This is a genomic window from Streptomyces sp. NPDC001530 (assembly GCF_042894545.1).
Taxonomy (GTDB): Bacteria; Actinomycetota; Actinomycetes; order Streptomycetales; family Streptomycetaceae; genus Streptomyces.
Genome location: NZ_JBIAVS010000018.1, coordinates 105420 through 119155 on the forward strand (window position 1 = coordinate 105420; position 13736 = coordinate 119155).

Below are 13736 nucleotides of genomic sequence, written 5' to 3' on the forward strand. Positions count from 1 at the left end.
GATGTGACGGAATCGTGCTGGTCCATGACCGGTAGGCGACGTACACGCACCAGCTCACCCGTCCTCCCCCGGCCCGTCAAGGCCACGTTGCTGTCCGCGGGCGCGCTGGCCGCGTGTGCGTCGATCGCCGTCGGATGCGGGGTCGTCCCTGGTGCCACGGGGGGCTCCGGGGACGACCCCGTCACCGTCATGACCTGGGCGCCCGAGAAGACCGCCGCGACCAACAAGCCCGGCATGCCCGCGATGGCGAAGGCGTACGCCCGCTGGGTCAACGCCCACGGCGGCATCAACGGCCACCAGCTCAAGGTCCTCACCTGCAACGACCACAACGACTATGTGGACGCCGCGAAGTGCGCCCAGCGCGCGGTCGACGAGGACGTCGTCGCGGTCGTCGGCTCCTACAGCCAGCACGGCCGCACGTTCCTCGCCCCGCTGGAGAGCGCGGGCATCCCCTACATCGGCGGCTACGGCGTCACCGACGACGAGTTCACCAGCCCCCTCTCCTACCCCATCAACGGTGGCGAGCCCGCGCTGCTGGCCGGCCTCGGCGAACAGCTCGGCAAGGACTGCGGCCCGGTCGCGCTCGTACGCCCCGACACCACCGCCGGCGACGAGCTCCCCGTACTGCTCGACTCCGGCCTGAAGTCGGAGGGCCACGCGTCCGCCTCGGACCTGCGGGCCGCCGAGGACGCGACCGAGTACTCGCGGCACACCCAGAATGCGCTGGAGCGCGCGACCAGCGACCCGCTCAAGCGGGGCTGCGTGGTGCCCGCGCTCGGCGACCGCACCGACACCTTCATGGACTCCTTCCGGCGCGACCGCGAGGACTACCCGAAGGTGCGCATGGGCACCGTGCTCGGCAGCATCGACCAGTCGCAGATCAACGCGACCGGCAGCAAGTCGAGCCCGTACGAGGGCTCGTACGTCACCGGCTGGTACCCGGACGCGAACGACTCCCGCTGGAACGCGATGCGCAAGGTGATCAAGGAGCAGGCCTTCGGCGACAACCGGATCGACCCCGCGGACGCCGGAGTGCAGACCACCTGGATCGCGTACACCGTGCTGAAGGCGGCCATCGAGTCGCTGGGCAACGGCGAGGTGTCCGCGCACGCGATCCGGCGCTCCCTCGACGACGGCCTCAAGGTGACCACGGGCGGGCTCACCCCGACCCTCAGCTGGCGCTTCGAGGACCTGATCGCGGCCGTCGACTTCCCGCGCCTCGTCAACGCCGACGTCACCTTCCAGGTCGTACGCCAGGGTCAACTGGTGGCGGCGCGGCGCGGGTTCGTGAATGTGTCGAAGACGCTGGAGAACGCGGACTGAGGGCTGCCGGGGCCCTCGGACCCCCGGGGCCTTTCCCGAGGGGCGACCCCTCAAGGCCTTTCCCGAGGGCCGGACCCTCAAGGCTTTCCCCAAGGGGCGACCCCTCAAGGCTCTCCCCGAGGCCCCCGAGGCCCGGACCCTCAAGGCTCTCCGCGAGGGTCCGCTGCGGGTCTACCGATGGTTCAGAGCTGGGTTCGCGTCCGCTGCGTCAGGCCGTACTTGGACGCGATGGAGTTCCACAGCTTCGCGGCCTTCTCCTTCTCCGTGGAGGCCGTGCCGCTGGCCCGGTTGCCCGCCTGGGTCTGCGCGGTGGTGCGGGCGTGGCCGTTCCTGCAGCCCTTCTTGCCGGCGACCTGGTCGGCCCAGGCGGCGTAGTGGTTGTCGGCCGACGCGGAGGCCTTCCAGCCGTTGGTGAGCGCGGTGGTCAGCGCGGCGTGGTTCGGGAGCTGGTCGACGGAGAGAGCGGAGAGCTTGGTGACCAGCTCGCCGCGCTGCTTGGCCGCGTCGCGCAGATCACTGGCCGCCTGGGCCAGGTTGTCGCACGCCTTCACGTCCCCCACGGCCTTGATCACCGAGTCACGGCTGTTGCCGCTGTCCGCGAGGAGCTTGTCCAGCTCGACGGCCTGCGCCTTGGCCGGGTCGGTGGACGGCGACGCCGAGGCGGGGGCCGTCGCCGACACCGTCTTGCTGCTGTCGTCCTTGCTGTCGGAGCCCCCGCCGCCGCTGAGCAGGGCGCCGGCGCCGATGCCGAGCACGGCGATGCCGATGCCGACGGCCGCGATCATCGGGACGCGCGAGCCGCTGCGGCCACCGCGTCCGCCGCCACCCTCGCCGTCACCGTCGGACAGACCACCGCGCCGTGCGGCGGCCCGGCCTCCCTGCGCGCCGGAGGCGTGCGCCCCGTAGGGAGCCTGCGCACCGTACGCGGCTTGCGCGCCGTGCGGGGCCGACGGGTCGAAGCGCGGCATCTGCTGCGTCGACGCGGGCCCCTCCGGCTCACTGCGGAAGAGGTTGTCGAACTCCGCCGGGGGCTGCCGGTCCTCCGGCCCACCCGGGCGTATCCCGTACGGCGCCCCGGCCGGCTGCGCGGGCACGGGGGCGATGAACTGCGTGGCCTCGGCGTCCGGGTGCGCGGCCGGGGGCAGCGGTCCCGCGCCGGGACCGCCCTGCGGCACCCGTCCCAGAAACTGCGTCGCGTCGGCCTGCACCTCGGGCGGCAGCGCACCCGGGCCCACCGGCGGGATGTACTGGGTGGCACCCTCGTCCGGCGCGGCGGTGACGGGCGGGATGTACTGCGTCGCCCCCTCGTCTCCCCCCGGAGCGGGCGGAATGTGCGGGATGTACTGGGTCGCACCGTCATCGGCGGCGGGCGGCAGCGGCGCGGGCTGCGCGCCGGACGACAGGGAGGCCGAGGATCCGGGCGCGCCGTACGGGGCGGCTGCCTGCGGGAGGGCGTTCCCGGGGGCACCGTATGCGTCCGCCGCCCCCTGCGGGAGAGCGTTCCCGGGCGCGCCGTACGCGTCCGCCCCCTGCGGGAGAGCATTCCCGGAGTGCGGGGGCTGCACGGCCTGCTGGGCCTGCTGGGCCTGCTGGGCCTGCTGGGCCGTGTACGCGTCGTATCCGCCGCCCGCGTGCGCGCCCTGCGCCGGGGGCGCAAAGCCGTTCTGCGCGCCGTACGACGGTGGCTGCGCGCCCTCGGGCGGCAGCGGACCGGCGCCGGGCGCCGACTGCGGTGCGAAGCCCTGCGGCTGCTGGGCCCCCTGCGGGCCCAGGGCTGCCCAGCCCTGGGACGCGTCGGGGGTGCCCCAGTCCGGGGCGGGGGTGGACTGGGGCGGCTCGCCGGCCCCCCACGTCTGGGTTCCGTCCACCGGCGCTCCCCAGCCCTGACCGGGCTGCGGGGCGGGGTCGGTCGGCTGGTCGGGGCCCCACGGCTGGCCCCAGGCCTGACCGCCCGCCGGGGTCGTACGGTCGCCCGTCATACCCGGCAGCAGTGGCTCGCCGCCGTCGGAGGGCAGCACGATGCCTTCGTGCGCGGGCCGCGCCGAGGGCTCCTCGCCCTGTCCACTCTGCGTCACCGGGACTCCTACGAATGGGGGACCTTCGGAATCGTCGGCTCACGCTACCGGGTCCCCACAACCCGGTGCCACGCAGCACAGGACGTGACCCCCGCCCCTGTGACGGGGGTAACGAAACCGCCCCCCCAAGGCGCTGTATATGTCTCCTTTCACCCCCGGCGCCCACGTTTCCCTGGAGTTCACGCCGACGCGGACCGTATGTTCACACCCGCGCGACCCCTCCCTTACACGCTCGTGCACTTACACGCTCGTGTACTTACGCACTTACGTCTACGCCGCCGCCTGCAGATCCAGCCGCGCCCCGAACTCCCGTACCACCGGCTCGTCCCGGTACGGCTCCAGTCGCTCCTGGAAGTCGTCGAGGTACTCGGCGCCGCGGTTGGAGCGGAGGGTGCCCAGCAGCTCCACCGCGCGCAGGCCCGTGTGGCAGGCCTGTTCCACCTCGCGCTGCTGGACCTGCGCCGTGGCGAGCAGCACGAAGCCGATCGCCCGGCGGCGGGCCCGCGACTCGGGGTGCCCGGCGAGGGACTCCTCCGCGCACCGCGCGGCGGCCTCCGCCTGTCCCAGGTCCCGGTGGCAGTGCGCCAACTCGTCGGCCAGATAGGCCTCGTCGAAGTGCGCGATCCACGTCGGATCGTCTCCGGAGGCCGCGTCGGCCCCCTCCAGAGCGTTGACCGCGCGCCCGGACGCCACCTGGGCGGCGCGCGCGTCGCCCATCAGCGCGTGCCCGCGCGCCTCCGCGGCGTAGAACATCGACTCCGCGCGCGGTGTCACCCGCCCGCGCGCCCCCTCCTGCGCCGCACGTGCCAGCTGCGCGATCTCGCGCGGGTTGCCGAGCTGGGCCGCCAGGTGGCTCATGGACGCGGCGAGCACATACCCGCCGTACCCTCGGTCGCCCGCCGCCTGCGCGAGCCGCAGCGCCTGGATGTAGTACCGCTGGGCGAGCCCTGGCTGGCCGGTGTCGATGGCCATGTACCCGGCGAGTTCCGTCAACCGGGATACGGCGGCGAACAGTTCGCGCCCGACCCCCTCCCGGTAGGAGCCCGCGAGCAGCCCGGAGACCACGCTGTTGAGGTAGTGCACGACGACCGGGCGCACGTGCCCGCTGCCGTACTGGTGGTCCAGGTCGACGAGCGCCTGGGTCATCGCGCGGACCGCGGCCACGTCCGAGAGTCCGACGCGCGGGCCGGCCGAGCGCGCCACCTGCGAGTCCGGCGCGGAGATCAGCCAGTCGCGGCTCGGCTCGACGAGCGCGGAGGCGGCGACGGACGAGCCGGAGAGGAAGTCCCTGCGGCCGACGTCACTGCGCCAGAGCTCGCAGACCTGCTCGATGGCCCCCAGTACGGTCGGCGAGAACTGGAGACCGACGCCGGACGCGAGGTTCTTGCCGTTGGCCATGCCGATCTCGTCGATCGTGACCGTACGGCCCAGCTTGCGGCCGAGCGCCTCCGCGATGATCGCCGGCGCCCGTCCGCGTGGCTGCTGTCCGCGCAGCCAGCGCGCCACGGACGTCTTGTCGTAGCGCAGATCGAGACCGTGCTCCGCGCCGCACATGTTGACACGGCGGGCCAGCCCGGCGTTCGAGCAGCCCGCTTCCTGAATGAGCGCCTGCAGCCGCTCGTTCGGCTGCCTGGCGACGAGAGGCCTTGCGGCCATGGCGTACCCCCTGTGGCTGCGGTGCCTGCCCACGCACCGAGTTGACGTGTCTTCACCGGCCGACCGCACCGAAAGACGTCGGCCACGAAGATCAATGCCCCGCCGACATACCGAAGATGCGAGACATATGAGGATTGCCGGGGTAAAGGCGGTTGCCCGACCCCTCCCCTGGTTACCCACGCCCCGCTGCCGTTGCCCATGCGCGCCCCCACACGTGCATCCATGCGCCCCACGTGCGGAATCGATGCTCCTCCCCCGCGCGCGTGTCCCCCGTAACCCGAGGTGGACCCGGGAGTTGAGTTCCACGTGGACGACACCATCGCAGGCACCGAGACCGCCCGAATCCCCAAGCAGCGCGGCGAATCGCTGCAGGAAATCGCCGTGCGCTATGCCGAGGAGCGCCACTGGGACGTGTTCCCCGGCACCTGGCTGGAAGCCGTCGACGGGGTGCAGCGCTGCTCCTGCGGCGAGCCCGCGTGCGCCCTGCCCGGCGCGCACCCGGCGCGCGAGGACTGGGCGACGCTCGCCACGGGCAGTGCGACCGTCGCGCGCCGGATGTGGGCGAAGCAGCCGAGGGCGTCGATCCTGCTGCCCACGGGGCGGACGTTCGATGCGATCGATGTACCCGAGACGGCCGGGTTCCTCGCTCTTGCCCGGATGGAGCGCATGGAGCTGACCCTGGGGCCGGTGACCTGCACGCCGGACCGGCGCATGCATTTCTTCGTGCTGCCGGGCGCCGCGGCGAAGGTTCCCGATCTTGTACGGAAGCTGGGGTGGCCGCCTGCGTCGCTCGACCTGGTCGCCCTCGGGGAGGGGACCTACGTCGCCGCCCCGCCGACCCGGTACGGGTCCCAGGGGGCCGTGCAGTGGGCGTGCCGGCCCACACCCGCGAATCGATGGCTGCCGGATGCGGAGGAGTTGATCTCGCCGCTCGCCTACGCGTGCGGGCGGGATCGGTAGCCATCGCAGTCGGTCCTGGCCGTCGCAGTCCGTCCTGGCCGGCCCGGTCGTTCGGCGGCTGCGGCAATCTGGGGCTGGTCGCGCCCACGCTGCGGAGCCGCATGATGTGGCAGTCCCGCGCCCCGGAAGACAGCGGTGCTTCCCCTTAGGGTGCTTGCATGACCGAGGTAGCTGGGGAAGCAGTGCCCGCCGTACGGGTGCGCGGGCTCTGGAAGCGGTTCGGGGAGCAGGTCGCCGTCGGCGGAATCGATCTGGAACTGCCCGCGGGGCGGTTCATCGGGCTCGTCGGACCGAACGGGGCGGGGAAGACCACCACTCTGTCGATGGTGACCGGGCTGCTCAGGCCCGATCAGGGCAGCGTCGAGGTCGTCGGGCACGACGTGTGGCGCGACCCGGTGGAGGTGAAGGCGCGCATCGGCGTCCTGCCCGAGGGACTCCGGCTCTTCGAGCGGCTCTCCGGACGCGAACTCCTCGCGTACACCGGCCGGTTGCGCGGTCTGCCCGGCACCGAGGTCGACAAGCGCGCCACCCAGCTCCTCGACGTCCTCGACCTCGCGGGCGCCCAGCACAAACTCGTCGTCGACTACTCGACGGGCATGCGCAAGAAGATCGGCCTGGCCTGCGCCCTCCTCCACAACCCCGAAGTCCTCTTCCTCGACGAGCCGTTCGAAGGCGTCGACCCGGTGTCGGCACAGACGATCCGCGGCGTCCTGGAGCGGTACACGGGATCCGGCGCCACCGTCGTCTTCTCCTCCCACGTGATGGAACTGGTCGAGTCGCTGTGCGACTGGGTCGCCGTCCTGGCCGCGGGGCGCATCCGCGCGCACGGCCCGCTCGCGGACGTACGCGGCAGCGCGCCCTCCCTCCAGCAGGCCTTCCTGGAACTGGTCGGCGCGCACGGCCGCTCCGCCGGGGCCGATCTCGACTGGCTGGGCGGCGGGGCCGCCCGATGAGCGCCAACGCCGGTGTCTCCGCCGCGTCGATCACCCCCGTCGTCGTACGCCTGAAGCTGTCGCTCCTGCGCAACGGGCTGCGGCAGTCGGCCGGACGGCGGGCCGCGTACGTCACCTCCGTCGTCCTCGCCCTCCTCTTCGCCGCCCTCCAGCTGCTCGGCCTGATCGCGCTGCGCGGCAACGCGCACGCCACCGCCGTCGCCGTGCTGCTCGTGGCGGTCCTGGCGCTCGGCTGGGCCGTGATGCCGCTGTTCTTCCCCAGCGGCGACGAGACGCTCGACCCGACGCGGCTGGTGATGCTGCCGCTGCGCCCGCATCCGCTCGTACGGGCGCTGCTCGCGGCCTCGCTGGTGGGTGTCGGGCCGCTGTTCACCCTGTGCCTGCTCGCCGGCTCCGTTATCTCCGTGGCGCACGGCGCGGCGGCGTACGTCACCGGCGTCGTCGCCGTGGTCCTGGCCCTGCTCGTCTGCGTGGCCCTCGCACGGGCCGTCGCCGCCGCCAACATCCGGCTGCTGTCCAGCCGCAAGGGCCGCGACCTGGCGGTGCTCAGCGGCCTGGTGATCGCGATCGGCGCCCAGCTGGTCAACTTCGGGGCGCAGCGCCTCGGTTCGGCGGGCGGCCTGTCGCAGCTCGACCCGGCGGCGGAGGTACTGCGGTGGGTGCCGCCCGCGTCGGCGATCGGCGCGGTGGACTCGGTGAGTGAGGGGTCGTACGGGAAGGGCGTCGCCCAACTCGCCCTCGCCGCAGCCGCGTTGGTGGGGCTGCTGGCGCTGTGGTCCCGTCATCTGACCCGGCTGATGACCTCGCCGGACGGGTCGACACTGCAGGCGGCCGAACCCGCCGCCCGGGAGAGGGCTTCGTCGGGGCTCGGCCGCCTCCTGCCGACGGGCCGCACCGGAACGGTCATGGAGCGCAGCCTCCGCTATGTGTGGCGCGACCCCAAGACCAAGGCCGCGTGGGTGACTTCGCTGGCGATCGGCCTGATCGTGCCGGTCTTCAACGCGCTGCAGGGCACCGGTTCGATCTACTTCGCGTGCTTCGCGGCCGGGATGCTCGGGATCCAGATGTACAACCAGTTCGGGCAGGACACGTCCGCGTTCTGGATGGTCGCGATGACGATCTCCTCCACGCGCGACGCGTACGTCGAACTGCGCGGGCGCGCGCTGGCACTGCTGGTGATCACCCTGCCGTACGCGACGTTCGTGACCGTCCTGACGACCGCGATGCTCGGCGACTGGCCCAAGCTGCCCGAGGTGCTCGGTCTCTCCTTCGCCCTGCTCGGCGCGATGCTCGCCACCGGCGCATGGTCCTCGGCCCGCTTCCCGTACTCCATCCCGCAGGAGGGCTACAAGAACGTCGCCCCCGGGCAGGCCGGCCTCGCCTGGATCGCCGTCTTCGGCGGCATGGTCTCGGCGGCCCTTCTCGCCGCCCCCGTCATCGCCCTCACCATCTGGCTGAACGTGACCGCCGACGGCGACGAATGGACCTGGCTGCTGCTGCCACTCGGTGCGGGATACGGCGCGCTGATCACCGTACTGGGGCTACGCCTGGCGGCGCCCCGGACGGCGAGACGCCTGCCGGAAATCTTGGCGGCGGTGAGCAAGGGGTGAACGCCGCTTGGGTCGCTCAGCCTGCTTAGCCTGCGGGCAATCGTGCCTCCCCCACTGCCTTAACGGCGTGGGGGGACCCCCAGGCGGCACGGGTGGGCGCTGGGGGTACCCCCTGCTCGAAGAGCTTGGGGGAGGCATCCTGTGGGCGCGGGCTCGCCCTCCCACCCCGACGGCAACCCCGGCGCCGGGCGCGCTACGAGACAGGCTCAGCTGCCCGTAAGCACCCCATCCAAAAACGGCTCAATCGCCGCACGCCAAGCCTCCGGCTGGTCGTAGTGCACGAGATGCCCGGCATCAGCCACCTCCGCATACTGCCCGTACGGCAGCACCCGCACCATCTCCTGCGACTCGGCCCGCCCGAGCTCACCATCGAGCCCCCGCACGACCAGCGCGGGACACCGCACCTGCGCCAGCTCCTCCCAGTGCGCGTCGTACACCCACGTCTGGCGCGACTTCAGCATCTGCTCGGGTTCGAAGACCGGACGCCACCCGTCCGCGGACTCGTGCATCACCTCGGCGTAGAACTCACCCCGGGACGGGTTCGGCCGCTCCACCCAGGGATCGTCCTCGCCGAACCACTTCCGTACGTCGGCGAGCGTGGCGAAGGGCACGGGCCAGGCCTTGAACCAGTCCTCCCACTCACGCTGCGACGCGGCCCCTAACGCCGACGCCCGCATGTCGCAGATGATCAGTCCGTGCACGAGATCGGGACGCTTCGCGGCGAGCTGCCAGGCCGTCAGCGCGCCCATGGCATGGCCGATGAGGACGGCCGGCGAGAGGCCGAGCTGTTCGAGCGCGGCCTCGGCGTCCTCGACGTACGCCTCGCGCGTGTACTCCGCCTCCGGCGCCTTGTCGCTCTGGCCGTGGCCGCGCTGGTCGAGGGCGACGGCGCGGTGCCGCTCGGAGAGCCAGCGGGCGGTGGACGCCCAGTGCGAGGCGCGGCCCATCAGGCCGTGCAGTAACAGCACGCCGGGGGCCTGCGCGGCCTCACCGGTCTGCTCCGTCCTGTCCGTCCCGGGATCGGCCTTGGGAGGATCGGCGAACTCCCAGGCAGCGAGGCGTACGCCGCCCGCTCCCGTCACGTCGATGCGCCGCACCATCGGTAATGGCACCCCCCTAGCTCGCTCGGACCGGCTCGCTCCCGCTCGAACCGGCCGGTCCATTCGTACCGCTTCCTACCGCTGTCGTACCGCTGCTCCTGCTGTGTGCCACTCTGCGTGTCTCTGCGTGGACCTCTACTACACCGCCACGTTATCGAATGAGGTTTCGAAAATGGCGTTCCTGGCCTTAACACCCCTCATTCGAGTGACCACGCACAAGGATTGACCGCCGCCGCCAAGGGGAGATCTTCAGCGGGAGGCGGACCGCTCGGGGAAACCGGTCCGAGGGGAATGACCCTGAGAGCTCGGGGCTCCGGGTCAGCACAGGGGAGGACAGGCCCCGGCGCCATCTGGCGCCGGGGCCCTCTCCACATCTACGGCACATCCTCCCCGCCCCCTCCCCGACCGCGCACCATCGCTCTCGGACACGGTCAAGAGCCCTCAGGTCATATGCCTCACGCGACAGCCTCGCACGCAAATGGTCCCAGCGCTGCGATTCCGCACACTGAATCTTGGTTTCAGTGAGGTCGCGGAAATATCACAACTGCCTCTGGGGTCGCGGGAGTTGACACACCCGGCGCGAGCCCGGCGGCGTGCGCCCGGGAGCCGACGTGGGGAGGGTCGGCGAATGCCGGCCCCCTCGGTCGACGCCCGGGAGCTGCCCCTCGCGGGTGCCGGGAAGTCCGTACCCCTGCGGGTGCCGCCAAGGCTTGGCGGCGACCGCTGTGCCGCTGGCGCTTGGCGGCGAGCACCGTGGCGCTAGCGCTTGGCGACGAACACGTGGGAGGCGACGTCCGCCTCCAGCTCCGCGGCCTCGCCGCCGCTGCCCACGAGGACCCCGCCCGCCGACTCGGTCACGCTCACCACGGAGCCGGGCTGCACGCCCGCCCGCCGCAGCGTGTACATCAGCTGCGCGTCCGTCTGAATCGGCTCGCCGATCCGCCGTACGACCACGGTCTTGCCGTCGAGGCCCGGGTCGAGCTCGGCCAGCGACACCATGCCCTCGTCCAGGAACGGGTCGGCGCCGTCCTTCTCGCCGAGCTCCTCCAGCCCCGGGATCGGATTCCCGTACGGCGACTCGGTCGGGTGGCGCAGCAGCTCGAGCACCCGGCGCTCGACCGCCTCGCTCATCACGTGCTCCCAGCGACACGCCTCGGCGTGCACCTGCTCCCACTCCAGACCGATCACATCGACGAGGAGGCACTCCGCGAGGCGGTGCTTGCGCATGACCCGCGTGGCAAGGCGCCGCCCCTCCTCGGTGAGCTCCAGGTGCCGGTCGCTGGCGACCGCCACCAGGCCGTCGCGCTCCATGCGCGCCACCGTCTGGCTGACCGTCGGCCCGCTCTGGTCGAGCCGCTCCGCGATCCGGGCGCGCATGGGGACCACGCCTTCCTCCTCCAGCTCGAGGATGGTGCGGAGATACATCTCCGTGGTATCGATCAGTCCGGACATTCGTGCCCCTCGATTAGCTCTGCCGGAGGCTCGATGGCTCACCGGCGTGTGCGCTGGCCCTGAACTCAATTCTGACGCATACCACTGACAACCGTGCCTCACCGTTGAAACCACGCGGTGACGACTGCCTCTGTGGCTGTACGGGTGCCTGCTGTACGGGCTCTGTGGCTGTACGGGCCCGGGGCTCGGCCTGTACGGACCCCGGGGCTCGGCCGGGGCGGACGCGACCGGGCGCCCCGTGCCCCAGTGTCGCCCCCGTGGGCCGTATTGACAGGGCACTGGTCCAGACCGCAACGTGATCCGCGACACGACGCCCACCCGACGCCGACGAGACTTCTAAGGGGCTTCGCCGATGAGCGACAGCAAGCTGGCCGGGCAGTTCTTCGACGCCGCCATCGGCCTGCTGCAGCGGGTCCGGGACGAGGACGCCGGGAACATCGAGGCGGCCGGAACCCTGATCGCCGACACCGTCGCCGAAGGTGGGCGGCTCTTCGCCTTCGGCGCTGGGCACTCCTCGCTCGCCGCGCAGGACATCGTCTACCGCGCGGGCGGCCTCGCCCTCATGAACCTGCTCGCCGTACCGGGCGTCGTGGGCGTCGACGTCATGCCGGCGACGCTCGGCTCCGCCCTGGAGCGCGTCGACGGCCTCGCGAGCGCCGTCCTCGACTCCAGCCCGGTCCGCTCCGGCGACGTCCTCGTGATCATCTCGCTCTCAGGCCGCAACGCGCTCCCCGTCGAGATGGCCATGAACGCCCGCGCGCTGGGAGTGAAGGTCATAGGCGTCACCTCGGTCGCGTACGCCTCCGAGACGAAGTCCCGGCACGTCTCGGGCACCTACCTGAAGGACCACTGCGACATCGTCCTCGACTCGAAGATCGCGGTCGGCGACGCGGAACTCACCCTGGACGCGATCGAGGCCCCCTTCGCCCCCGCCTCCACGGTCGTCACCACGGCCCTGCTCCAGGCCGTCATGGCCACGGCCGCCGGCGCCCTCGCCGACCGCGGCATCGAGCCACCCCTCCTCCGCTCGGGCAACGTGGACGGCGGCCACGAGTGGAACGACCGGGTGATGACGGAGTACGGGGACAGGATCTTCTACCGCCGCTGAGACGGGCATCAGCTAACAGCGCTGAGACGGGCGTCAGTCCACCCATCCCCAAGCCCAGCCCCGACGCCGGGCAACCAGCTCACCCGGGCCCTACGAGCCCCTCCAGATCGAGCGCCATGGCAATCCGTACGGCCACATCCTCCGCGTACGTCGCATCCGCCCGCTCGAACTGACTCCGCCCCGCCCCCCGCAGAAACGTCACGACGCCCAACGTCCGCCCCCGGCTCCGCAGCACCGCGCACAAGGCGTGGCGCGAGTCCGGCGGCCACTGGCGCGCCACGGCCCACTCCCGCGCCTGCTCGGCGGCGGCGGCGCCCACGCTGGCCCGTACGGACCCGGCGCGCTCCACGCACTGCAACGCGGGATGCCCCGCCCCATAGCGCACAGGCAGCCCCGCCTTCCCGTTGAGCTCACTCGGCCCCGGCGCCCCGGAGGGCGTGGCGGCGGCGCGTACGAGCCGTACGGGCCCCTCGTCGTCGCCGATCGAACCCCCCGGCACGCGGTCGATGAGCGCATGGTCGGCGAAACCGGCGAGCGAGAAGTCGAGGTGGACCGTGGCGGCCTCCCCCGGGTCCTCGCACTCGGCCGCGGCCCGCGCCGCCCGGTGCAGCTGATTGGCCCGGAACCGCAGCAGCGCCGCCTCCTGCTCGGTCTGCTTGGCCTCGGTCACGTCCTGGAAGAGCCACCCGACACCCAGCGGAACCGGTTCCTCCGCAAGCGGCGAGGCAAGCCGCAGGAAGCCGCTCCGCCAGCACCGCCGCTTCTCGCCCTCCGGCGTCCGCACACTCACCCACATCTCGGCGGGTGCGGGCGGCGCCCCTTCCGCGAGCACATGCGTGAGCGCGCTCTCCAGCTCCTCCACACCCTGGGAGAGCAGGTCCCCGAGGGGCCGCCCGAGCACCGACGTACGCCCGGTCCCCAATGCCCGGGCCGCATGCGCATTGACGACGGCAGGCCGAAGGTCGGCATCCACCAGCACCACACCCCAGCTGGCGTCCTCGAACAACGCCTCGCTCAGCGCGATGGACCGCTCAAGATCGATCTGCGCGTGCACCTCGCTGAAAGCGCAGTACACCCCGGCCGGCTTCCCGTCGGGCCCGCGCACGGCGGCGGACTGAGTCCGTACGAGCACCCGCCCGCCGTCCTTGGTCAGCAGAGCGAACTCATGCACCTGCCGCCCAGGAGACTGCATGGCGGACATCAACCGCGCCTCGACCTCCTCGGCATCCGCGGTCCGCACGGCCCAGCCGGCGAACCCGTGCCGCCCCACGGCCTCGGCCGCGGTCCACCCCAGAATCCGCTCGGCCTCCCGATTCCAATGGGTCACGACCCCGTCGGCGTCAAAGGCACACAGCGCCGCGTCCATCCCGTCCAACAGCGCGGCAAGCAGATCCGAACCATCGCGCTCGGGCTCATCGGGCCCCAGCTCATCGGTGGTCCCACTACGCCGGGAAGCACTCACCTGGACCCCCTGCAGGCTGCGTCCGCACGTACGGCGC

The 13736-nt window shown here is 72.2% G+C and carries 10 protein-coding genes; 5 read left to right on the forward strand and 5 right to left on the reverse strand.

Annotated elements, in window-relative coordinates; genetic code table 11:
• Positions 1–24 precede the first annotated feature (24 nt).
• Entirely contained in the window at positions 25–1323 is a 1299-nt protein-coding gene (locus tag ACFY0T_RS33615; RefSeq protein ID WP_388879127.1) for an ABC transporter substrate-binding protein, read from the forward strand.
• A gap of 182 nt (positions 1324–1505) precedes the next feature.
• On the opposite strand, the gene ACFY0T_RS33620 is transcribed toward ACFY0T_RS33615, so the two are convergent.
• Together ACFY0T_RS33620 and ACFY0T_RS33625 are read right to left on the reverse strand one after the other, a co-directional pair.
• The gene (locus ACFY0T_RS33620) at positions 1506–3398 is read right to left on the reverse strand and encodes a hypothetical protein (RefSeq protein ID WP_388879130.1); all 1893 of its coding nucleotides are present in this window, start codon (positions 3396–3398) and stop codon (positions 1506–1508) included.
• A gap of 270 nt (positions 3399–3668) precedes the next feature.
• Positions 3669–5054 (reverse strand): transcriptional regulator, encoded by a 1386-nt coding sequence (locus ACFY0T_RS33625; RefSeq protein ID WP_388879134.1) that lies wholly within the window; start codon positions 5052–5054, stop codon positions 3669–3671.
• Positions 5055–5360: 306 nt separating this feature from the next.
• On the opposite strand from ACFY0T_RS33625, the gene ACFY0T_RS33630 reads away from it, so the two are divergent.
• From ACFY0T_RS33630 to ACFY0T_RS33640, 3 genes are all read left to right on the forward strand, one after another.
• Positions 5361–6014, forward strand: coding sequence for a bifunctional DNA primase/polymerase (locus ACFY0T_RS33630; protein ID WP_388879137.1), 654 nt, complete (start codon positions 5361–5363; stop codon positions 6012–6014).
• Between the two features lie 158 nt (positions 6015–6172).
• The gene (locus ACFY0T_RS33635) at positions 6173–6967 is read left to right on the forward strand and encodes an ABC transporter ATP-binding protein (RefSeq protein ID WP_388879140.1); all 795 of its coding nucleotides are present in this window, start codon (positions 6173–6175) and stop codon (positions 6965–6967) included.
• Positions 6964–8577 (forward strand): transporter, encoded by a 1614-nt coding sequence (locus ACFY0T_RS33640; RefSeq protein WP_388879143.1) that lies wholly within the window; start codon positions 6964–6966, stop codon positions 8575–8577. The genes ACFY0T_RS33635 and ACFY0T_RS33640 overlap by 4 nt, the downstream gene beginning before the upstream one ends.
• A gap of 206 nt (positions 8578–8783) precedes the next feature.
• Here the strand turns inward: ACFY0T_RS33640 and ACFY0T_RS33645 are convergent, their stop codons facing one another.
• Both ACFY0T_RS33645 and ACFY0T_RS33650 read right to left on the reverse strand, forming a co-directional pair.
• The gene (locus ACFY0T_RS33645; RefSeq protein WP_388879146.1) at positions 8784–9677 is read right to left on the reverse strand and encodes an alpha/beta fold hydrolase; all 894 of its coding nucleotides are present in this window, start codon (positions 9675–9677) and stop codon (positions 8784–8786) included.
• Positions 9678–10436: 759 nt separating this feature from the next.
• The gene (locus ACFY0T_RS33650) at positions 10437–11129 is read right to left on the reverse strand and encodes a metal-dependent transcriptional regulator (protein WP_327429616.1); all 693 of its coding nucleotides are present in this window, start codon (positions 11127–11129) and stop codon (positions 10437–10439) included.
• Between the two features lie 352 nt (positions 11130–11481).
• Between ACFY0T_RS33650 and ACFY0T_RS33655 the strand changes: the two genes are divergently transcribed.
• Complete coding sequence (locus tag ACFY0T_RS33655) at positions 11482–12237, forward strand: SIS domain-containing protein (RefSeq protein WP_388879150.1); 756 nt, start codon at positions 11482–11484, stop codon at positions 12235–12237.
• Between the two features lie 79 nt (positions 12238–12316).
• Here ACFY0T_RS33655 and ACFY0T_RS33660 read toward each other — a convergent pair whose 3' ends face one another.
• On the reverse strand, positions 12317–13699 hold the full coding sequence (locus ACFY0T_RS33660) for a PAS domain-containing protein (protein WP_388879153.1): 1383 nt from the start codon (positions 13697–13699) through the stop codon (positions 12317–12319).
• Between the last annotated feature and the right edge of the window lie 37 nt (positions 13700–13736).